The sequence below is a fragment of the Candidatus Symbiobacter mobilis CR genome, from assembly GCF_000477435.1.
Classification (GTDB): Bacteria; Pseudomonadota; Gammaproteobacteria; order Burkholderiales; family Burkholderiaceae_C; genus Rhodoferax; species Rhodoferax mobilis.
This window is the reverse complement of record NC_022576.1, coordinates 2,873,977-2,895,778: the sequence shown is the minus strand read 5'-3', so window position 1 is coordinate 2,895,778 and position 21,802 is coordinate 2,873,977. Positions and strand designations below refer to the sequence as shown.

The 21,802-nt window shown below is 60.8% G+C and carries 14 protein-coding genes; 6 read left to right on the top strand and 8 right to left on the bottom strand.

Going from position 1 to position 21,802, the window contains the following annotated elements; all coding sequences use genetic code 11:
* Positions 1-18: 18 nt before the first annotated feature.
* The 4 genes from CENROD_RS11855 to CENROD_RS12750 form a co-directional block, all read right to left on the bottom strand.
* Positions 19-465, bottom strand: coding sequence for a response regulator (locus CENROD_RS11855; RefSeq protein ID WP_022776620.1), 447 nt, complete (start codon positions 463-465; stop codon positions 19-21).
* On the bottom strand, positions 462-2,120 hold the full coding sequence (locus CENROD_RS12760; RefSeq protein ID WP_022776619.1) for an MASE1 domain-containing protein: 1,659 nt from the start codon (positions 2,118-2,120) through the stop codon (positions 462-464). Before CENROD_RS12760 ends, CENROD_RS11855 begins: the two co-directional genes overlap by 4 nt.
* Complete coding sequence (locus tag CENROD_RS12755) at positions 2,117-6,571, bottom strand: PAS domain-containing protein (RefSeq protein ID WP_051360389.1); 4,455 nt, start codon at positions 6,569-6,571, stop codon at positions 2,117-2,119. The genes CENROD_RS12760 and CENROD_RS12755 overlap by 4 nt, the downstream gene beginning before the upstream one ends.
* 314 nt (positions 6,572-6,885) lie before the next feature.
* Positions 6,886-8,421, bottom strand: a complete 1,536-nt coding sequence (locus CENROD_RS12750; RefSeq protein ID WP_022776616.1) for a PAS domain S-box protein — start codon at positions 8,419-8,421, stop codon at positions 6,886-6,888.
* A gap of 75 nt (positions 8,422-8,496) precedes the next feature.
* Between CENROD_RS12750 and CENROD_RS11835 the strand changes: the two genes are divergently transcribed.
* Both CENROD_RS11835 and CENROD_RS11830 read left to right on the top strand, forming a co-directional pair.
* A complete protein-coding gene (locus CENROD_RS11835; protein WP_022776615.1) occupies positions 8,497-9,900 on the top strand; it encodes an ATP-grasp domain-containing protein in 1,404 nt (467 codons plus the stop codon).
* Between the two features lie 54 nt (positions 9,901-9,954).
* The gene (locus tag CENROD_RS11830; protein WP_022776614.1) at positions 9,955-11,052 is read left to right on the top strand and encodes a phosphoserine transaminase; all 1,098 of its coding nucleotides are present in this window, start codon (positions 9,955-9,957) and stop codon (positions 11,050-11,052) included.
* 141 nt (positions 11,053-11,193) lie between these two features.
* On the opposite strand, the gene crcB is transcribed toward CENROD_RS11830, so the two are convergent.
* On the bottom strand, positions 11,194-11,577 hold the full coding sequence (gene crcB / locus CENROD_RS11825) for a fluoride efflux transporter CrcB (RefSeq protein ID WP_041193604.1): 384 nt from the start codon (positions 11,575-11,577) through the stop codon (positions 11,194-11,196).
* Positions 11,578-11,609: 32 nt separating this feature from the next.
* Positions 11,610-13,370, bottom strand: coding sequence for an AAA family ATPase (locus tag CENROD_RS11820; RefSeq protein ID WP_022776612.1), 1,761 nt, complete (start codon positions 13,368-13,370; stop codon positions 11,610-11,612).
* A gap of 140 nt (positions 13,371-13,510) precedes the next feature.
* On the opposite strand from CENROD_RS11820, the gene CENROD_RS11815 reads away from it, so the two are divergent.
* Positions 13,511-15,262, top strand: coding sequence for an NAD(P)/FAD-dependent oxidoreductase (locus tag CENROD_RS11815; RefSeq protein ID WP_022776611.1), 1,752 nt, complete (start codon positions 13,511-13,513; stop codon positions 15,260-15,262).
* A gap of 11 nt (positions 15,263-15,273) precedes the next feature.
* Here CENROD_RS11815 and CENROD_RS11810 read toward each other — a convergent pair whose 3' ends face one another.
* Positions 15,274-16,227, bottom strand: coding sequence for a recombination-associated protein RdgC (locus CENROD_RS11810; protein ID WP_022776610.1), 954 nt, complete (start codon positions 16,225-16,227; stop codon positions 15,274-15,276).
* Between the two features lie 170 nt (positions 16,228-16,397).
* On the opposite strand from CENROD_RS11810, the gene CENROD_RS11805 reads away from it, so the two are divergent.
* Positions 16,398-16,925, top strand: a complete 528-nt coding sequence (locus tag CENROD_RS11805; protein WP_022776609.1) for a Spy/CpxP family protein refolding chaperone — start codon at positions 16,398-16,400, stop codon at positions 16,923-16,925.
* Positions 16,926-16,931: 6 nt separating this feature from the next.
* Here the strand turns inward: CENROD_RS11805 and CENROD_RS11800 are convergent, their stop codons facing one another.
* The gene (locus tag CENROD_RS11800; protein ID WP_022776608.1) at positions 16,932-18,512 is read right to left on the bottom strand and encodes a GGDEF domain-containing protein; all 1,581 of its coding nucleotides are present in this window, start codon (positions 18,510-18,512) and stop codon (positions 16,932-16,934) included.
* 209 nt (positions 18,513-18,721) lie between these two features.
* Between CENROD_RS11800 and CENROD_RS12745 the strand changes: the two genes are divergently transcribed.
* Positions 18,722-19,714: an EAL and HDOD domain-containing protein gene (locus tag CENROD_RS12745; RefSeq protein WP_022776607.1), complete on the top strand. Its 993-nt coding sequence runs from the start codon at positions 18,722-18,724 to the stop codon at positions 19,712-19,714.
* A gap of 5 nt (positions 19,715-19,719) precedes the next feature.
* On the top strand, positions 19,720-21,783 hold the full coding sequence (locus tag CENROD_RS11790; RefSeq protein WP_022776606.1) for a putative bifunctional diguanylate cyclase/phosphodiesterase: 2,064 nt from the start codon (positions 19,720-19,722) through the stop codon (positions 21,781-21,783).
* Positions 21,784-21,802: the final 19 nt, after the last annotated feature.

Genomic DNA, 21,802 nt, shown 5'->3' with positions numbered 1-21,802 from the left:
GCAGGCACGAATCGCAAATCACAGTTGTCGTGGCAGACGAACGAGCTTGATCCAGTAATCGCCCAGGTTGCGGACGGCATCGATGAATTGGGAAATGTCTACGGGCTTGGTCACGTACCCGGCCGCGCCCAAGTCATACGAGACAAGGACGTCGCGCTCCACGGTGGACGTGGTGAGGATGACGACCGGGATGTCACGCAAGGCAGGGTCTTGCTTGATCGCGGCGAGGCACTCGCGCCCGTTCATCCTCGGCATATTCAAGTCGAGCAAGATCAGATCGGGTCGCGGAGCATTGGCGAACTGGGCGCCTTCCTGCCGCAAATATTCCAGCACCTGCCTGCCATCGACGACATGTTGCAAGGTCGCCAGGATGCGGTTTTCGATCAACGCTGCGCGAACGAGATGCGCGTCGGCGGGTTCATCCTCCGCAAGCAGGATGACGAAAGAATGTGCAGAAATGCTCATGGAATGGATTGGGCAGGAAGTTCGAATACGACGCGGCAGCCGCCGCCGGGGGATTCTTCGATCCAGCTCCGACCTCCGCAGTTTTCGGCAATGCGCCGAACGATGGCGAGGCCGATGCCGGTGCTACTGCTGTGTGCGCACAACCGCTCGAAGGGCGTAAACACGCGCTCCCGGTACTGCGCTTCAATGCCGTGGCCGTTGTCGCTGACGTGGTAGCGGGCCATACCATCCTGGACGAGCACGCCTTCGATGGTGACGCGCAATGTAGCACGCACGGGATCATGCACTGACCCAGCATGTAGTAAGGCGTTGTCGAGCAAGACCTCAAACAAATCGGCCAGTCGTGGCGCGTCGATCCACACCGGTGGCAGCGCGCCGACGGTATGCACGGCAGCCCCGGCGGCGGCAATGGCATTCGCCATGCGTTGGAGCACGCGAGAGAGAACGGGAGCAACTTCACAACGCCCCACCGCGCCACGCGGCATTCCCGCAGCCAGGTACCGTTCCACATCCCGCAGCAGTGCTTGCAGCCGTGTGGACTGTTCGACGATGAATCGCAGGCTGATGTCGACTTCTGGGTCAGCAATCTTTCCGTCCAGACGGGATTGCAGGCGTGCCGCATAACTCCCCAGTCTGCGCGCAGGTTCCTGCAGGTGGTGCGCGGTGACTTCGGCAAAGCGCCGCAAATCCTGGTGGGCCTGGGCCAGCGCTTCTTTGGTTTGCGCCAGCGCATCGGCATCTTGACGCAAGGATTCGATGGTGGCAGCCTGGGCACGCTGCGCATGGTCCCGTTCGGAAACGGCGATAGAAAGAATCAGCCCCGTGAGGCTGACCGTCAACATTTCCAGCGTCAATCCCAAGGTTCCCAGCAGCAGCGCAGTCGGCAATAGCATTGCAGACTGCGACAGCGTCGAGGCAATCACAGATGCGTTGATGACCACGGACAGCATGACGGTGGCAAACACCCCAAAACGCAGCGCCGCCCAGACGGTCAGAACGAAAGCGAAAACAAACATGGGGCTGTTGGCAAGGTCGTGCGTGACCATCCAGTACCCCAACCCTGCCAGCAACAGGCCGAACACCGACATCTCCACAAAGCGCTCGCGCCAGGGGCAGGTCACATAGCGCCGTTGTAACAGCAATATCAGCAGGGGAGCGATGGATGCAGCCCCTACGGCATCGCCGACATACCAGGATGCCCACGCGCCGAAACCATTCGTTGCGTCCACCATGTGATGTACCCACAAGCCCCAAGTGCCAAGCAGCGCACCCAATGCCGGGGTAACCAGCGCGCCCAAGCCCAGCAGCAAAGTCGCCATACCGACCTGATCCAGTTCCGGAGCTTTCCCGCCGTGGAAGCGTCGAACGATCCATCCGGTTGCGATGGCGGGCAGAGGGTTGGTCACCGCCGTCCACAGTGCGAAAGACAACGGTGCCGCTGTCGATGCCGTGGCCGCAAAGGCACCCAGCGCAAGACCAGGCCAAATACGCATACCGTATAGACAGGCACACGCAAGGGCCACGCCGGCTGGAGGCCACAACAAGGTGACGTTGCCCTGCACCATCCCACCCAGCCACAAGCCCACCGCGCCGGAACCCGCGTAGGCCACGGCCACGCCAAGGTTGGCCAGGGTGTTGCGCTGGCTGGGGGTCACGCGGCCTCCTGCTCTTCCATGGCGGCCAGAGGAATGTCAAAACAGAAGGAGCTGCCTTGCCGTTCCCCAGGGGAACTAACCCAGATACGCCCCCCATGGTGTTCGACGATCTTGCGGCACAACGCCAGCCCGATGCCCGTGCCTTCGTAATCGGCGCGGCTTTGCAGACGCTGAAAGACCTGGAAGAGCCGCCCGATCTGTTCCGGCGCGATGCCGACGCCGTTATCGGTCACGCACAGCTTCCACACCCCATCGCGCACCGTACCTTCGATGTCCACGACAGGCGGGCGTTCGGCGATCCGAAATTTGAGGGCGTTGGCAACGAGGTTCTGCAGCAGGCGCAGCATTTCGTCCGGATTGGTGTAGAGCCTGGGCCAATCGCCTTCGATATGCACGTGCGCTTGCGCTTCCGCGATAAGCGGGCGCAAGAAGAGGAGTGCATCGTCCAGCACAGTGCGGCTATCGACCCACGAACGCTGGTCGCTTTTGCGCCCCACGCGCGAGTATTCGAGCAACCCCATCAGCATCGAATCCAGGCGCTTGGCGCCATCGACGGCGAAACCGAAATAGGTGCGCTTCTCTTCGTCAAGGGAATCGCCCAGGCTTAGTTGCAGCAATTGCAGATAGCTGGAAATCATCCGCAGCGGCTGGCGCATATCGTGGGAAATGCTGTAGCTGAACTGTTCCAGCTCCTTGTTCGAGCGGAGCAATGCTTGGGCGTAATCATGAATTGCCGCCTCCGCATCCTTGCGCGCCGTAATGTCGTAGTGTGTGCCCGCCATCCACAGGGGACGACCGTCTTGCGTCCAGGTGTTGACCCGCCCCCGGTCGAGCACCCAGACCCAGCGGCCATCCTTGTGGCGCATCCGCGCTTCGTGTTCGTAGGCTTCGCTTTCGCCCCGAAAGTGCCTGTCCAAAGCTTGCTGGCTGTCGGCCAGATCGTCGGGATGCACGAACCGCAACCAAGCATTGATGTCTTGCGGGCCGACCTCTTCCAGCTTGTAACCAATGAGCGCTGCCCAGCGTTCGTTGAATCGCATCTCCCCAGTTTGCACATTCCATTCCCACGTCCCCACACCGGTACCCCAGAGGATGTTGGTCAGCCGCTGCCGATCATCGACAAGCTGCTGTTCGAGCAGCGTGCGGTCGGTGACATCCTGTACCGTGCCAACGGAACGCAAAGCTTTCCCGTCGCTATCGAAGTAGGTTTCGCACTGTTCGCGAACGTGCTTGACCCGCCCATCTGGCAACAACAGGCGATGGACGATGCCGTATGGTTCCCTGGTCTGGAGCGAGCGGGTATAGGCAGCATGGACTCGATCCCGGTCATCAGGGTGAATGATGTTGAGAAAGGCCTCGTAGCTCGCGCCGAAACGCGCTTTATCGATCTCGAAGATGCGGAAGATTTCGTCGGACCAAGTCAGGATATTGGTCTGTACGTCAAGCTCCCAATTGCCAACCTGCGCCATGCGTTGCGCCTGGTTGAGCCGTTGCTCGCTGTGGCGGATGGCTGCCTCGGCCTGCTGCCGTTCGGTAATGTCTTCGAACACCCCCAGCACGGCGAAAGGGCGTCCCGAAGGATCCCGCAACGGAAGCCGCGAAGACTGCACCCAACGGCATCCCCCGGATTCCGTGGGAAATTGTTCGACTGCGTTGATTTTGGGCCGGTTCGTCGTGAGGACGATGTAGTCGTCCGCCCGGTTCGCCTGGGCGATCGTTGGTGGCCAGCGAAGGTCGGCGTCGGTCTGCCCAATGATGTCGATGGGATCGGTCATCCCCGCAAAGTGGGAGAAAACCCTGTTGCATCCCAAATAACGGCCATGGGGATCTTTCCAGAAAATGCCCTGGGGAATCGTGTCGACGACGAGTTGCAGGGTGGCCATGTTCTCTTCTAGCGCACGTGAAGCCCTGTGTTGTTCGGTCTGATCCGTAACGTAGCCACGCAAGCGCAGCGGATGACCGCTGGCGTCCCGCTCTGCAACGGTGAAGTCATACAGCCAATGCACGCTGCCATCCGGCCAGACGATGCGGTAACGCTGTTCCCAAGTCTTGCACTGGGGGTCGGCCAAGTACCCGGCTACCTCTTGCCCCACCTGTTCCAGATCGTCCGGGTGAACGCAACGGACATACCGGAAGTCGGTGTCGGTCATCTCGGTAGCCTGGTACCCCATGACGATATGGATATTGGCGGAGGCATATTCGAGAGTCCAGTGTTCATCAGCACGCCAGACGAGCACCCCCACCGGCCCACCGACGAAGAGTTCCCTCTCGGCGGTCAACGCGTCTTCGAGCTGTTTGCGCTCGCTGATGTCGCGGATATAACCATGCCAAACTACGCTGCCATCAGGTTGTAGCTCCGGCGTGGATTCGCCCTCGGCCCAGAGCATCCGCCCATCGGGATGGTGGACGCGGAACAGCGAGCGCCAGAGGGACAAATCGCGCATCGATATGCCGATGGACTCTTGCAGGATAGACAAATCGTCGGGATGGATGGACCGGAAGACCGGCGTAGCGTCCTCGACCACACTCTGCGCAGACACCCCGAAAACCGACTCGATGCCATCGCTGGCGTATGGCATGGCATGACGCCCATCGGACCACCGTTGGTATTGGTACACCATGCCGGGGACGTGCGAGGCAATTTTGCGCAGCCGTTCATGGGCATCGTGGCGTTCGGTAATGTCTGTGTGCGATACGACTACGCCCTGGCTCCCTGTCCCCAGGGGAGTGACGCACATGGCGTACCAAAGCTGTTTGGTAGGTGTGGGGCAGGGGTATTCGAGGTCGAAACGCGCCTGTCGCCCGTCGATCACATCGCGAATGCCCTGCGCGGCTGCGGCAGCGTTGTCATCGGTTTTTCCGGCAGCGTCGCAGACGGCAAGATAGTTGGCGCCCGTCTGCGTATTGGGGGCCGCACCGGTGGGCATCGGGCTGTTGTCGCTGGCGTAGCGCCTCCACCACGCATTGGTCTCGATGATCCTGCCGGTAAAGTCGAGCACGGCGATCGTCGCAGGAACGGCATCAAGGATCGAGGTTTTGAGATCCTCATTGGCGCGCAGGGCTTCCCGCATCGCAATCTGGTGGCTGATGTCGGTGAACGTGCCGATCCAGCTCGGGGCGATATCCCCCTCTTCGCGGATCGACGTGGCCAGGCACAGCACCCACACTACGCTGCCGTCCGGGCGTAGCAGGCGAAATTCCATCTGGAACGACAGCGCGTTATGCGCCACGGTATCTTGCCATGCCAGCTCGACCCGATCCCTATCCGCCGGATGGATGCCACGATTCCACCCCCACTGTCGCGCAGATTCAATGCCGATCCCCGTAATGACGCTCCAGCGTGGGCTGACGTATGCAAGCCTGCCTTCGCTGTCGGCCTGCCAAATGCCGGAAGGGGAGCTTTCCGCCAAATGCCGGAACCGCGCTTCGCTCAACCGCAAATTTCGCGCTGCAGTGCCTGCGATGCTGGTGGTGCGGTGCAAATGCCAAATGGCAGCGCCAAATACAAACAACAGGACTATCGCCACCCCTGCTGCAATGGTCGCCTGTTGGCGCCAGCCCGCCAGGTAATCTTCTTCGGAAATGGAAACCTGGACGTACAAAGGAAAGCGGGGCAGTAGCAAAAAACTGGCAATGCGGCTCTTGCCGTCGGCAGGGTCAATGAGGGTGAGTGTTCCGCCTTTCTCACCGGATTCGATGCGCTGGCGCACGGGATGCGAGGGAGGAATGACCTGGTTGTACTGGTCAGCCTCGAATTGCGGAATCTGCCCAATCAGCCGAAAGTTGTCGCTGCGTCGAAGCTGTGTCACCCCCGTGGAACCGACATTGAGGGTGCGGAACATGACAGTGAGCCGCTCAAGCTGAATCGACGCTGCAACGACACCAAGAAAACGACCTTGCTCATCGCGGATGCTGCGCATATGCACCAGCGACCACAGGTGCGTGGCCCGGGAAACGACGAGATCCGAAAACGAAATGGTGGCATGGGAATCGTCCCGCAGCGCCAAAAAGTGCGGACGGTCGGCAATATTGAAGGCCTCTTGTCCGGGAGTGGATGCCAGCCGCATCTCCCCGGCAGCATCAAAAATGTAAATGCCGCACAGCTCGGGAAAAGTACGCACCATCTGACCGATGCGCGGCGCCAATTGCTCTTCCAAGTCCTGGGGGGATTGGAGCAAAGCAGGCCGAGCGCGAATCTCGCGCACCACAAAGGCCAGCATCCCATCGACGCGGGAAAACTCGCTCGACAACCGGGACTCGATGACGGCTGTCAGGTTGCGTGTTTCCACCTCGACAGCCTCGACAGCGTTGCGGTAGCTGAACTGCGCGAAGTAGCCCAGCATGACCAGCAGGCAAACCAGCGCACCGACCAACATCACCATGGAAGCCTTTGGCACGGGAAGACGCGCCCCCTCATCCCAATACCCGGTCCGTCCGGCAGGAACTTTCATCGCGACATCACCAATGCATCAATGCACCAATACGCCATTGCGCCATTGCTCCATTGCTCGAAAAAAAAGGAGCGCCAGACGCCGCCCCCACAACCAACGGCCCGGCATAGCGCCTAGATGCGTACTACACGCTGCAATCGCCGTGGCTACACAGCACTATAGCAAGGCAAAGTCCCTGTGCCCTACCTTATATGCAGGATAGAAATACCAGAGAAACAGTAATAACGTACCCAGCTTCGTTGCGGCGAGTAACCAGTAGTCCACAGCCAGTAGCATGGGCATACCCGTCGCCCCACGCAACGGCTGTGCAGCGCCTAGCGCTTGCGCGGAGCGATGGGAGGGACGATTTTGTGGTCGATGGCGTAGCGTGTCAGCTCTGCCACACTGTGCAAATCGAGCTTGCGCATGAGGTCGCGCCGATGCGTGGCTGCGGTGGCCGTGCTGATGTGGAGCTGGCTGGCGATCTGCATTGAGGTCATTCCCCGTGCTACCAAGGCAAGTACGTCGCGCTGACGGCGGCTGAGGGCAATGGGTGGCCCAGGTTCCACGGGACGCATTGCAGCGTGCGAACCGAGCTGCCCGATCATCGATTCGATGCGCAACAACAAATCGCTGCCTTCCAATTTGAGGCGCTTTTCCAGGCTGATGTCCTGCATCGTGCCGGCCACGCGCAGCGGAGTACCGTCGGCGTTGCGCGCAACGATCTTGCCGCGCAAGCGCAACCAGACCCAGTGCCCATTCTGGTGGTGCATGCGAAATTCCACGTGGTAATCCTGGGTATCGCCGCGCAAGTGGGCTTCGAGGGCATCGCGACGTGGCCCTGCGTCGTCAGGGTGTAGCAAGTCTTCGAACCAACCTGCGTCTTCCCTCGCGCCATTGGGGGGCAAGCCCAGAATTTCGTAAGCCTTGGCGCTGAGATACAGCGTGCCTGTGGCAGGGTACATATCCCACATCCCCAAATCCGACCCAAGGAGCGCCAAATCCAGCCGTTCTTCGCTCTGCTCCAAGCGCTGCTGGGCCTGACGGCGTGCGGTGACATCCTGCTTGATCGCGACAAAGTACCGAATGCTTGCATCGTGCATCCGCACGGGAGAAATGGCCATGTGCTCGTCGTAATAACTCCCATTCTTGCGCCGATTGACAAGCTCTTCCGACCACACTTTCCCGGCAAGGATCGTGTTCCACATCCGCTCATAAAACACAGTCGGCTGCTTGCCCGAATGCAACAGCTCCCCCGGGCGATGGTGCAAGGATTCGTCGAGGTCATACCCCGTCATGTCGATGAAAGCGCGGTTGACCCATTCGATGCGCCCATCAATGTCGGTGATGATGACGCCGTTGGCGGCAGAGTGCAGCGCGACCTCAAAGAGTTGCAATTGCGATTCCAAGCCACTGCGTGCGAGCGCATAACGCACAGCACGGCCGAGTGACCGGGAATCGATTTCGCCCTTGACCAGGTAGTCCTGTGCCCCTGCCGCAATGGCCGCCATGGCAAGGGCGTCGTCGTCGTGGCCCGTCAACACCACGACAGGCGTGCCCGCAACGGCTGCCGTGACAGTCGCCACGGTGGTCAAACCGCTGGAATCGGTCAAAGAAAGGTCGAGAAGTACGACATCGAAGCGCGTTCGCGTTGCGGCGCCAACCCCCTGGGCAAGGGTCTTGGCCCATTCGATGCGCGGCTCGCTATGGTTGGGACCGCACAAATGCCGCAAGTACGAAGCGATCAACGCATAGTCTCCCGGCTCGTCTTCGATGACGAGCACGGCCAGCCCCGCCGAAGACTCCGAACAGCGACGCGAAAACGGATCGAGATCCCTGCACAGGGAGATGGGAAGGTCAGGTGTACTCATGGCATGGGCGGGATGCAGGGTTTCCGTGGGGGCGGTCGATACACTCCGGCACCCTTTTCGTACCGGGATTGCACCATGAACGAAACCTCTCCCGACGCAATAACCGTGGATTCTGTACCGACTGACACGTTTGATCCCACGGATGGAGCAGAAGCCCCCTGTTCTACGGGTTGTACCGCAGCCGCCAAGGCTACCGGGCCTGCAGCATCTGCGGAATCTGCCACATCTTTCAGAGCGGAATTCGTCGGGCTGGCGCCATTCCTGCGCGCCAGCATCGCCGGCGTGGATTTGCGCCCCCTGGGTGAGGATGCGCTGACGCAGGTACAAGCCGACCCTACGCGGGCAGACCGGTGGATGAACCTCTCGACCATCATGCTGTGCCTGGGGCAGCAGGAATTGGGATTGACCCTGCAAAAGCAGGCGCTGCAACTGCAACGCATCTATTTTCTTCCTGCCAAGATTCGCCCTGCGCGGTACCGTCTGCTGATGTTGATGATGCCCGGCGACTTGGCGGCGAATACCCCCCTGGACTGCCTGCTCGAACACAGCGACGTCGACCTGATCTACTACTTTCTGGGTATCGAGGAACCGTTCCCCGAACCTTTGCCCGACCACGATGCCTTGCTCGTGGCAATGAGCGAGAGTGACGAGAACCTGGCCCACCTGGAGTTTCTGGAAGGGGCGCTGGCGCAATGGCCCCGGCCCGTACTCAACTTGCCGCGCCATATCCCTAGGGTGGATCGCGCCCTCGCCAGCAACTTGCTGCAAGGCATCCCCGGCTTACTGATGCCGCCTACGCTGCGCGTGCCCCGCGAACGGCTGGTCGATCTGTGCCAAGGGCGCTGTGCGTTGCCCGACCTGGGCGACCTTGTCGACCAAGCTGGGTCGGGGTCTGCGGCAGGAGGGATGGCTTTCCCGATCATTCTGCGTCCGGTGGGTTCGCAGGCAGGCAAGGATCTGGAGCGGTTCACTGCTGTGGAGGAGATTCCTGCCTACCTGGATCGCGTTGCCGACACGCATTTTTTTCTGTCACCCTTCGTCGACTACCGCCACGCCGATGGAACGTACCGCAAGATGCGCATCGCGCTGATCGAGGGCCAGACTTACGCCTGCCACATGGCCGTTTCCGACCACTGGATGGTGCATTACATCAACGCCGGCATGTACCAAGAGGCATGGAAGCGTGAACAGGAATTGGCGTTCATGGAGCAGTTCGAGCGTTTTCAGACCCGGCACCACGAAGCGCTGGCTGCCATAGCCCGCGCAGTCGATCTGGACTACGTTTGCATCGACTGCGCCGAAACCCCGGACGGCAGGCTGCTGGTGTTCGAGCTTGACCACGCGATGATCGTCCACGCGATGGACAGCGAGGAGCTATTCCCCTACAAGCAGATTCACATGCAAAAGGTGCGCGATGCCTTTCGGGACATGCTGCTGCGCAGGCAAGAGGCATTCTTGGCCACTGCCGCCCAACCCTGATCGCCCCGACAGCCTGTACCTGTCCTATATACCTATAGCCAAGAGAACGATCCCATGAGCTTGCGCAACGACCGCAATTTTTCCGGTGGCCCGGGCGCATTGCCCGAGAAAGTGCTGCTGCAAGCACGGGATGCGATGATCGAAGTGCCCGATGTCGGGCTGTCGATCCTCGGAATCAGCCACCGCAGCGCTTGGTTCGAGTCGATCCTGGCCGAGACGGAAGCCGTCGTCCTCTCGCTGCTCGGGCTGGGCAAAGGCTACCGGGTTTTGCTCCTGCAAGGCGGAGCCACCCAGCAGTTTTCGATGATCCCGATGACGTTCCTGCGCGGGAAAAAGCACCCCGCGCAGTACTTGCACACGGGCTACTGGAGCGGCAAGTCGATCCCCGAAGCACAGTTGCAGGGGCCAGTGGACGTGATGTGGAGCGGGGAATCCAGCGGGTTCCGCCGCCTGCCGCGCGAGGACGAGCTTGCCTATTCGCCGGACGCTCCGTATCTGCACTATGTATCGAACGAGACGGTGGAGGGTGTCCAGTTCACCCGCGTGCTGGGAAGGGACGACGTGCCCCGCGTGTGTGACATGTCCTCGGACTTCCTCTCCCGCCCCTGCGAGCCGGAGCGCTTTGCGCTGTTGTACGCCCATGCGCAAAAGAATATCGGCCCGGCTGGGGTGACGGTCGTCGTGATCCAGGAATCATGGCTGGACGATGCCCCGAATGACCTGCCCGCGTTTCTGGACTACCGCAAGCAAATCGCCGCGCATTCCAATCTCAATACGCCTCCGGTATTTGCAATCTACGCCACCCTACTGGTGCTGCGGTGGCTTCGCGACGACATCGGCGGCCTGAACAACATGGCTGCGATCAACGAGCGCAAGGCCCGCCTGCTGTACCGTGCCATCGACGACAGCCACGGGTTCTACGTAGGCCGCGCAGAGCCGCAAGACCGTTCGGTCATGAACGTGGCCTTCAACGTGGCCGACCCCGCCCTAGAGCCTTTGCTGCTCGAAGAATCCGCACGCGCGGGGTTTTCCGGCCTCCAAGGCCACCGCGCCATCGGGGGGCTGCGCGCCTCCCTCTACAACGCGCTCACTTTGCCCGCCGTCGAGGCCTTGGTCGACTTTCTGCGCGACTTTCAGGCTCGCCGGGGATAGACCGGGGATAGACGCTTCTATCCGTAGGCTGCGCAGCCCTAGGCCACTGCGCATCGCGGCTTCGGCCGCTGCTATAACGGGGACGGAAGCATGGCGCGGGTGCAAGAGCAGCGGCAGTCGCCGTAGCGGCTACTGCATCCTTCACAAGCGTTTCAAAAAGGCCATGGTGGCCAGCCCCAGAAGGGTCATCGCCAAGGAGCCGACGACATGCAGGCCTATCCCAGCCATGGCCCAGACGATGCGCCCTTGTTGGACGAGTGACGTGACTTCCGCCGAGAAGGTCGAGAAAGTTGTCATTCCACCGAGAAACCCTGTGATGACGAACAGTTTCCATTCGGGCGCAATGCCAGGGTTGTTGGCAAAAATGTCGAGCGCCACGCCAATCAAATAGCCGCCGATCAGGTTCGCGGCCAAGGTTCCGGGTGGGATCGTGGGGAAGATGGCGTTGAGCGATGTCCCCAACAACCACCGAATTACCGCGCCCATAGAGGCGCCCAGGCTGATGGCGAACATGGAATGCAGCACGGATGCGATCCTTGGTAGGGGTTGGTGGGTAGTCAGTCTGCTGTAGGAGCGACAGAAGTCGCAATGGCGTTGGCATGGGCACGCACCCCCTCCATTACCTCGACCCTTTCTCCATCGGTCAACATCAGCCAGCAATGCAGCTTGGCCATTGCCGCAATCTCCGGCAACGCACGGTACGCGGCGATTTGCTCCAGCCCTTCTTGCCGCTTGGCCTCCCACCCCGCTTCGCCATCTTGTTTCTTGGCGTACTTGAGTTCGATCAAATGCTGTCCGGCCAGTTCAAAGGGGCTGCGTTCGCGTAACAACACATCGGGGTAGCGCCGGTTCACCTCGGGTTCGCTCTGCAAAAACCAGACGGAAGTCTGAAACAGTAGCGTGATCAGGATGACTTTGAGGTGCTTTTCATCCATGCGAATGCTGTCACGGTTCGATAGATGGCGCAATACGCGCTCCAACTGGGCACGCAGGGGTTCGATATTGTTGGAGCCGGACAAGGCATAGAGCGCATCGGCCAATTCGTGCATCGGCAATACCAATTGATTGCGCCGCTCCAATTCCACAAGGAAATACTGAAAGTACAGCTCGCGAATCACATGGTTGGGAATCGCATACCGCATCCGATCCGACTGGGCGGAGACCAGCGAAGCAAAACCGACGTATGCGAGCAAGCTAATGAAGTCATCGCGGCCAAAGGTCTTATCGAGATCAAACCGGCGCTGCTGTTGGGCCACGACTTCGCCTTCGGTGACTAACGCTTCGAGCACGCGGTAGTTGTCTTCGCGGTCGCCAATAGCAAACAGCGCCATCAGCTTTCCGTAGTCGGAGGCAATGTTTTCGTCAAGCATCCGATCCGGGTACGCGCAGGCTTTGCGGTCGAACTTCTTCGCAAAGTACAGCACCATGTCGGAGTTGTAGATGGTGTGGCACCTGCGGTGAAAGCGATACCCGTTGTACCAATGGGTTACGTCTTCCATCACCGCCTCAGCATCCAGCTTGCAGCCCTCTACCAAGGGCCGAATCAACGCCGACGTTTCCTCACGGGTAAAGCCGAGGATGTCATGGAAATCTTCCTCAAAAGTCAGGTTTTCCGCGATGTTGAACCCGCTGGTCAGACTATCGAGCATGATGGCGGTGACGCCGGTAATAAAAAACCGGTCCATGGTTCCCGCTTGGGTGGCGGATTTGATCGTTTCGTAGAAGCTGCGAACGAACCCGCCTTTGCCAACGGCAGAACGAAAAGCATCAAGGTCTTCGGCAAGCAGGCTATTGGCAAAGTGGTCGTATTCGTCGATCAGCAGCAGCAATTTCTGGCCGTTCAGGGCAGTGTGGCGCAGCAATACTTCGAGCTTGCCCTGGGGCATAGTCTGCTGTTGGATAGCCTGTTGAAGCGCATCGGGATAGCCATAGCGCTGCAAAAAAAATAGCGCTCCGTGTTCGACCTTTCGCGCAAAACCCTGCAACAGAATGTCCTGTCCCCGCGAGGTGTCGATCCCACTGAAATCGAGCACCAGCACTTGGTAGGCATTGGCCAGCGGAGTCGGATTCCTGCCGACGTGGAGTTGTCCAAACAATGCATCGAATTCCGGTTTGCGGAGCTGGTCGTAGTAGTGCTCCAGCATCGACAAAAACAGGCTTTTGCCAAAGCGGCGCGGGCGCATCAGGACGTGGTAGCTGCCGTGTGCTTCGAGCTGGGCGATGTAGTTGGTGCGATCCACATACCAATGACCTTCGGAGATCAACTTGTGGAAATTGCTTAGTCCGTAGGGAAGTTTGGGTAGCGTGGTGTTCGTCATGGTTTGTAGCGGCCCCACGAATCAGGGTTTGCAAAGCCCGTCCTTGCTGGAAAAACGCGAACGCTGGGGAAGACCGTTGATCGTAAACCGCAGGGTTGTGCCCATGCACCGCACAATCCTGCGCTTTCCATACTTCCGCCATGCTCCGTATTCCCGAACTTCGTGTTCCTCTGGAACAGCCTGCCGCCCCCAGCAGCACCCCCACGAATGCCTTGCTCGCTCTGGCTGCGCATGCGTTGGGCATTGATGCGAGCGACATCGCTGCCTTGGAGGTGTTTCGCCGCAGTGTCGATGCGCGATCCTCCCGAATCTGGATGGTGTACACGGTGGATGTTGCCCTCGCCGACGCGAACGACGAAAGCATCGTGCTGGGTCGACTGCCACCGCACAGCAAGATCGCAGCCACCCCGCCCCTACCCCCACTGCCCTCCCGCACCGCAGGGCAGGCTCCGGCGGTGCGCCCCGTCATCGTGGGTTTCGGGCCTTGCGGAATGTTTGCCGCGCTCTGGCTAGCGCGGATGGGGTTGTGCCCCATCGTGCTCGAACAAGGCAAGGCGGTGCGCGAACGCACGCAAGATGCCTGGGCATTCTGGCGCAAGGGCACCTTGCACCCGTTGAGCAACATCCAGTTCGGCGAAGGGGGCGCGGGAACGTTTTCCGACGGCAAGCTCTACAGCCAGATTCGCGACCCACAGCACCTGGGGCGTCTGGTGCTGGCCGATCTGGTTGCGGCGGGGGCGCCACCGGACATCCTCGTCGACGCCCACCCGCATATCGGCACGTTCCGGCTCGTCAAGGTCGTGCAATCGCTACGTGCGCGCATCGTCGAGCTGGGCGGTGAGGTGCGCTTTGGCCACCGGGTCGACGATATCGAACTCGAATCGCTACCCAACGGTTCCCGCCTATTGCGCGGACTGCGCGTCGATGGCGAAGGCGCCCCCTACTTTTTGCGCTGTGACCATGCGATTCTGGCCACAGGCCACAGCGCACGCACCACCTACGCCATGCTGCACGATCATGGGCTGCGGCTCGAAGCCAAAGCGTTTTCGGTCGGGGTGCGCATTGAGCACCCGCAACACCTGATCGACCGCGCCCGCTGGGGACACCACGCCGGGCACCCCGCACTGGGGGCTGCGGAATATCGCCTCGTCCACCACGCCAGCAACGGGCGCACTGTCTACAGCTTTTGCATGTGCCCTGGGGGAACCGTGGTTGCGGCAGCTTCCGAACCCGGTGGGGTCGTGACCAACGGAATGAGCCAGTATTCGCGCCAGGAGCGCAACGCCAACGCCGCGCTGGTGGTGGGAATCGACCCCGGAGACTTCCCGCAGGATCGCAGCGCCTTCGTCCACGCTTTCGGTGAGATGGCGGGGGAACGCTATGCGCAGCAAGCCTTGCATGGCAGATTGGGCGATGCACGCGGGGCACACCCTTTATCGGGGATTGCCTTGCAGCGCAGGATGGAGGCCGACGCTTTTGCCTTGGGCGCAAGCAGCTACGAGGCTCCAGGGCAATTGCTGTGCGACTACCTGGCAGGCAAGGCTTCGACGGGTTTTGGCGACGTATTGCCTTCGTACCGGCCCGGCGTTCGCCCCACCAACCTGGAGCCTATCCTGCCGCCAGCAGTCGCCACCGCGCTGCGCGAGGCCCTCCCCGCTTTTGGGCGCAAGCTGCGTGGGTTCGATTTGCCGGATGCTGTCCTTACCGGGGTGGAAACGCGCACCTCAGCCCCGCTGCGCATCGTCCGTGGGGCGGACTTCCAAAGTGTGAACGTACCAGGGCTGTACCCCGGCGGAGAAGGCGCAGGTTATGCGGGGGGCATCCTATCTGCGGCCATTGATGGGATTGCGCTGGCGCAAGTGCTTGGCGCACGCCTGGGGTGGCAGGCATAGGCTACAGCACGCTACCGCCTCATCGTACTTTCCGTGGCTCCCACAACAGGAAGGGGGCTTGGTACTGTGGTGGGATCAATCGCAGATGCCAGCGAACCCAGCGCCTCAATGAGATCGGGGATGAGTACGCGCAATTCGGAAGTGCTCAGCACGACATCGGTGTCGAAACGGTCGTCCCCGTCTGCCTGATCGAACACCCCTTCCAGAAACTCGATTTTGCGCAGCGAACCTTCCTGCGTGAGCACGAACGACACGCGCCCGTTCCACGTCAAGGCCAGCCTGGTCGGGGTTTTGCCGGACTGCACGTGCTGGCGCACTTCGTCGGTATCGACCTCGTGCCGGGTATAGCGCACCACTGCTGCGGATTCATCCGTGGCACGCAACTCGCATTCGCGGTCGATCATGAACCCCGATGGGGCTTCCTGCGCCAACAACCAATCGGCCATCGCCCGCGCAGGGGCAATCCGCGTTTCCAGATTGGACAGCGTCACATCCGGCAGGGTGCGCAATAGCAGGGTGAGCACCTCATCCGCGCGCGCCTGGCTGGAGGTATCGAGCACCAGCAAGCCCTTTTCCCGGTCGATCCACACCCAGACGGCAGTTTGCTTGGGGAAGGCCATCGGCAGCAATTGCATCCGCAGATCGTCCTTGAGGCCGCGCAGCTCGCGCTTGCCGGGGCGTCGCCCCGTGCTGGCCTCAATGGCCGAGACCTGTTCCATCAGCTTGCGTTGCAGTACCGAAGCCGGTACGCTGCGCCGTTCCATCACCACCTTCAGCACCCATTGCCCGGAAATGGATTCCAACAAGGGGCCATGGGCGATGCCACGAGGCTCCACCCACCCTATCGCAAACTCCTCGCTACCCGCACAGGGCACGAAGCGAACGCGCTGCAGGTGGTCTTCCACCACATCGGCGCCGATCTCCCACCCCGTTGCAAGCCGAAAAACCAAAGCATTTTTGAACACGAAAACCCTCCACCCGCGCACGACAGGGCGCGGTAATCCTTTGCCCAAACTTTACACAGCTTCGCCGTAGGGCAAACCTCGGCTTACACGACGGGGAGACACTGCCTTCCATGCCACGCCACCTTGTCTTTCCTTCTTGTTCCAGCGCGTGGCCAACCCAGGAGTACCTCATGCACACCACACTTCGCACCTTCGCCCTTGCTTGCACGCTGGCTGCCGCCAGCATCGCCCAAGCCCGACCCGACTCCGCACCCCCCATGCCTTGCGACCCCCCGATGCAGGCATGGGGAATGCCCGGCGCAGGCGGCAGAGGCATGGGCAAGATGACTCCCGAAGCACGGCAGGCCCGGCACGAACAGCGCCTGGCCGTACTGAAGGCGCAACTCAAGTTGCAGCCCCAGCAGGAAGCAGCGTGGAAGGAATTCACCCAGACCATGCAACCCCCGCAAGCCCGGCAACGCCCGCCCTTCGACCCCGTCGAAATGGCCACGCTGACCACCCCGCAGCGCATCGAAAAAATGCAGGCCCTGCACGAACAATTCCAGGCGGAGCGCACCGCCCAATGGCAACGGCACACGCAAGCAGTGCAAAAGTTCTACGCTGCCCTGGATGCAGATCAACAGAAGGTCTTCGACGCCAGCGCGATGCCCGGCCCGGGGTCATTCGGGCGCGGCCACAAGAGAGGGCCTGGACGGTAAACGTCCTCAGGCCCCGCACACCCTGTTTTTGCCAGCGCGCTTGGCCAGGTACATCGCCTGGTCGGCGCGGCGGATGGCTTCCGGCACTTCCTCATCGGCGGCCACCTGTGCCACACCGGCGCTGAAGGTGATGAGTACTTTCTCCGTTCCTGCAAGGAAAAAGCGCTTGGTCAGCTCCCGCTGCAGGCGGGTCATCGCTTCGATGCCCTGTTCCAGGTTCGTGTCCGGCAACAAGATCACAAATTCCTCCCCACCATAGCGCGCCAGGGTGTCTTGCGGGCGCATTACTTCCCGCGCAACGCTGGCCAAGTGCGCCAGCGCCTCGTCCCCGGCTGCATGGCCGAGCGAATCGTTCAGTTTCTTGAAGTTGTCGATGTCGAGCAGGGAAACGCTCAACGGAGCTTCCTTGCGGCGCAGGTTGGCCACTTCCCGGTTGATCGCCTCATCCAGTCCCTGGCGGTTGAGCGCGCCAGTCAGGGGATCGTGGCGGGCCTGGGCGCTGATTCGATCCAGCTCTTGGTGCAGCTTAGCCAGTTCTGCTTCCGTGGCCTCGACCTTGCGGCGCATGCCCTGAAGCTCGTCGCGCGCAGACAGGGTTTCGTGCGCAATATCGCGCGTGGCGCTGACCACCCGCTTGAGCACCGGAGCAATATCCGTCAGGCTTTTGGCCTGCTCAATGAGTTTGGCGTTTTCTTCCATCTGCGAGTGGAAAACACCCGTAGAGGTAGACATAGCGCCCAGACGTTCGACGAAGGCGCCGAGCATGCGGCGCATGTCTTCCTGCACCTGGGTGGCGCGCTCCTTGGCCTGGGCTTGCTTGAAGATCACGTCCTTGAGGCGGCGCTCCAGGTCATCAAGCCTGCGTAGCGTCAGCGGTGGGGCACACACCGTCTTGAGCGCTTCGACTTGGCCCAGCAACCAACTGTCGTCGATGCTGAGCTGGCCAATGTTGTCGATGATCAGGTGCAGCAGTCGCAACAGCATGGATTTGATCTCTGCCTGATCTTCGGCAGCAAAAGACAGACGATTGGTGTAATTCGCCAACGACAGCTTGACCGAAGTCGGGTCGGGGCTGGGTTCACGCAGCGCGGCAATCAACGCCTGCGTCTGCGACAAAAAGCGTTCGTCGTCGCTAGTCAAGGCCGGCAGGGTGTACTCGATCAAGCGAGCGATCAGGGCAAAAAACTCCCCCGTCAGCGCATAAGTACCTGCGCTGGGACTGGCTGCGGTAACGGCAACCTTAGATTCGACCAAGGGCTTGGTCTCCGCCTCCCCCGGCGCACTCCCCGGTGCGGAAGTCGCTGGCGTGAACCCCCCATACGCCATCAGCGCACTCTTGACACCATTCCAATTGAGATTGCCAATGGCAGATTCGAGCAAAGCCTTTTGCTTTTGCTGCCCCGGTGTCTTGGCCGGCAACGACAAGGCGATGTCCCGTAGTCGATCCAGTGGGAACGGGGGTTCGATCGGCAACCCGGCAATCTCGCTGTAGACACGCTGATAGTTCGTCGGCGTGGGGGGCAACTTGCGAACCGTGAGTTGCTTGAGGGTGTCACGGGCAATTTCGAACGGTTTTTTGGCAGTCATCGCAGCGGTAAGGAATTCGATGATCGACGCGCAACCATGGGGCGATCTTGTCGCCATTCTCCCAAAGTTTGGGAATGCAAAACCCTGCCACCTAGGTAAAAAAATCGGGGCTTCCTACCTACTTGTATGAATAGGCCTACCATTTTCTTCCCAAAATCGTTCGAGTAACATCCGCGCAGAAGATCCCTTCACCCTGCGCAGGAGCGCTCATGAGTCCTCCCCATGTTTTGGTGTTCGTGCGCCTGCTTGCCGACCGCTCGCTACGCCCTACAGCAATGTTGCTGGAAGTGCCAGAACCTGGCGACGCTATCGAGACCTCCCTGCTCGAATGGGTGCATCACCCGGCTTTTGCCGGCGTTGCACAGCGTGTGCAGTGGGCCATATTGGCATCCCAGGCTGCCCAGCTTTCCGAATCCACCCAGCAGTTCCTTGCGCAGGCTGGATGCAAAACACTCGATGCATCCTCGGTCTATCGAACGGATGGTCCCGCCAAACCGGAATTGCCGCCGACGGCAACGTGGCTCGATGGGGAATGGTACTTGGCGCCTCCCCCGCAACCTGGAAACACACGCAGCGCCTCCCGCAGCCAGGCGCTACGGCTGGTGCAGTTGGTCGTTGCCGACGCAGACACCCGCGACATCGAAGACGTCTTTCGCCAGGATCCCGCCCTCTCGTACCACCTCCTGCGGCTCGTTAATTCGGTGGGGATGGGGGCAGGTCGGCAGATCACGAGCTTCTCGCAAGCGATTCTGATGCTGGGCAGACAGCAGCTTCGCAGATGGCTCAACCTGATGCTCTTTTCTGCCAGCCATGAGGATCATCGCTCGGCCATGCTCCCCACGCGGGTGACATGGCGTTCCCGGTTGATGGAACTGCTCGCACGCGAAGCTGGCATGGATCGATCCGACCAAGACTTGGCGTTCATGACCGGGATGTTTTCGATGCTCGGCTTCCTGTTCGGTTCCCCGCTCCCGGACGTGCTGGCTACCCTTCCGCTGCATGAAACGCTCGTCGCGGCAGTGCTGCGACAGGAGGGGGAGCTGGGCCAATTGCTCGCGCTCGTGCAGTCCTACGAACGGCAGGACGCTGCGGGAGTGCTCGAAGGGTTGGATCGCTTGTCGATCTCCGGCAGCGACTTCCATCAGCTTTGTCTGGAATCCAGCCAGTGGATGCTCGAACTCCTCCATGGAATGCAGGAGTAAGGCCCATGGGTAGCTCGGCCATCGACACCGTGCGCATTCTCGAACTGCTCCCTGCGCCTGTCTTCACGATGGATGAGCTAGGCTACCTCGGTAGCTGGAATCGTTCCGCAGAACAACTCTACGGGTATACCGCCAACGAGGCCATTGGCCAGCACGTGCTCTTTCTCTATGCCACGGGCACGGAGGACGGGCAGTTCGTCGGCATGGAAGAGTTTTTCCAGATTGACGGTCACGCTGTGTTCCGCGTGTTGCACCGCAACAAATCCGGTGCAACCTTCCCGGCGGAACTCACCCTCGCGATCCTGCGCCATGGCGACCGCGACGGGGTGCAATTCGTTGCCACCGTAACGGTACTGCCGCTGCTACAGACTGCAGAATCGGACTTGCTCAAGCTGCACGCCAGCATCATCGCCAACAGCGACCAAGGCATCCTGATCACCGACGGCAACGAGCGCATCGTCTCGGTCAACGCTGCGTTCAGCCGGATCACCGGCTACACCCAGCAAGAAGCCGTCGGCCAATCCACGGACATCCTGCGCTCCGGCGTGCATGACGCCAACTTTCGCGAGCAGGTGCGCAAAGCCCTGCTGGGTTCAGGCCCCTGGCAGGGGGAAATCATTGGCAAGCGCAAGAACGGGGAACTGTTTCCGCAGTCGGTATCGATCAGCGTGGTGCGCGGGGAATCCGGCACCATCACGCACGCTTTTTCGATCTTTTCAGACATCTCCGTGCTGCGCGCCAGCGAGCAACGCATGCAACAGCTTGTGAACTACGACAGCCTGACCGGGTTGCCCAACCGCACGCTGCTGGCACAACTGCTGGGCCAAGCGTTGGCCACTGCCCGGCGCAACAACGCTTGCTGCGTCGTGCTGGCGCTCGAACTCAGCCGTTTTTCCTCGATCAAGGAAACGCTGGGCAATGACGTGGCCGACGAGCTGCTGCGCCAAGTCGGCCAACGCTGGCGCACCGCGCTGCGGGACGAAGACGTGCTCGCCCGCGTGGGGGACACCGAATTCATCGTCGCGCTATTGAGCATCCAGAAGCGCGAGCACAGCGGCATCGTTTCGCAAAAACTGCTCAACGTCCTCGACCCTCCCTTCGTGATCGACGGCAACCCCATCCATATCAGCGCCCGCATTGGCATCGCCGTCTATCCCGACGATGGGCAAGACACCGCTTCGCTGCTGCATTGCGCCGATGTCGCCGTCAAGCGCCTGCAAGCCGAAGCGATCTCTTCGTATCTGTTCTACAGCCCGGAGATGAACCAACGCGCCAAGGAGCAATGGCAACTCGAAGCCGAGCTGCGCCAGGCGCTCAGCTCCGGCGGGTTGATGCTGTACTACCAGCCCAAAGTCAGCCTGCGCAGCGGGCGCATCGTCGGCGCGGAAGCCTTGCTGCGTTGGCGCCACCCGCAACACGGGATGATCTCTCCCGCCAAATTTATCCCCGTTGCGGAACAAACGGGGCTGATCCTCGACTTGGGCAACTGGGTGCTGGATGAAGCCTGCCGCCAAATTCGAGACTGGATGGATCGTGGCGCGCACATGCCTCCCGTCGCCATCAACCTCTCGGCCCGCCAATTCGACAGACAGCTTCCGGCAAAAATTCAGAGCGTGCTCGACCATCACGGGGTGCCGACCGATCGCCTCAAGCTCGAAATCACCGAAAGCCTGCTGATGCGCGACCCCGATACCGTCATCCCCATCATGAACGAACTGGTGGCCATGGGGCTGGCGCTGGCGATGGATGATTTCGGAACGGGGTATTCGAGCTTGTCCAACCTCAAGCGCTTTCCGATCACCACGCTCAAGATCGACCGATCCTTTGTCGTGGGGGTGCCAAACGACATCAACGACTGCGCCATTGCCCGCGCCATCGTCACGATGGCGTTACAGCTTCGGCAGGAAATCGTCGCGGAAGGCATCGAAACGGCGGAACAGATGGTGTTCCTGCGCAACCTGGGATGCGATCAGCTCCAAGGCTTTTTCTTTAGCCCCGCCGTCGATGCGATACGGTTCGAAGAGATGGTGCGCAACGGCGAGCGGCTACAGGTACACGCCTATTCCTAGGTGCTGCTTGCTGAGTCCT

Bases quoted from the DNA above. Each gene is read 5' to 3' on its own strand.
- CENROD_RS11855 (WP_022776620.1), bottom strand. From the start codon at position 465: ATGAGCATTTCTGCACATTCTTTCGTCATCCTGCTTGCGGAGGATGAA.
- CENROD_RS12755 (WP_051360389.1), bottom strand. From the start codon at position 6,571: ATGAAAGTTCCTGCCGGACGGACCGGGTATTGGGATGAGGGGGCGCGT.
- CENROD_RS12750 (WP_022776616.1), bottom strand. From the start codon at position 8,421: ATGAGTACACCTGACCTTCCCATCTCCCTGTGCAGGGATCTCGATCCG.
- CENROD_RS11835 (WP_022776615.1), top strand. From the start codon at position 8,497: ATGAACGAAACCTCTCCCGACGCAATAACCGTGGATTCTGTACCGACT.
- CENROD_RS11830 (WP_022776614.1), top strand. From the start codon at position 9,955: ATGAGCTTGCGCAACGACCGCAATTTTTCCGGTGGCCCGGGCGCATTG.
- CENROD_RS11820 (WP_022776612.1), bottom strand. From the start codon at position 13,370: ATGACGAACACCACGCTACCCAAACTTCCCTACGGACTAAGCAATTTC.
- CENROD_RS11815 (WP_022776611.1), top strand. From the start codon at position 13,511: ATGCTCCGTATTCCCGAACTTCGTGTTCCTCTGGAACAGCCTGCCGCC.
- CENROD_RS11805 (WP_022776609.1), top strand. From the start codon at position 16,398: ATGCACACCACACTTCGCACCTTCGCCCTTGCTTGCACGCTGGCTGCC.
- CENROD_RS11800 (WP_022776608.1), bottom strand. From the start codon at position 18,512: ATGACTGCCAAAAAACCGTTCGAAATTGCCCGTGACACCCTCAAGCAA.
- CENROD_RS12745 (WP_022776607.1), top strand. From the start codon at position 18,722: ATGAGTCCTCCCCATGTTTTGGTGTTCGTGCGCCTGCTTGCCGACCGC.
- CENROD_RS11790 (WP_022776606.1), top strand. From the start codon at position 19,720: ATGGGTAGCTCGGCCATCGACACCGTGCGCATTCTCGAACTGCTCCCT.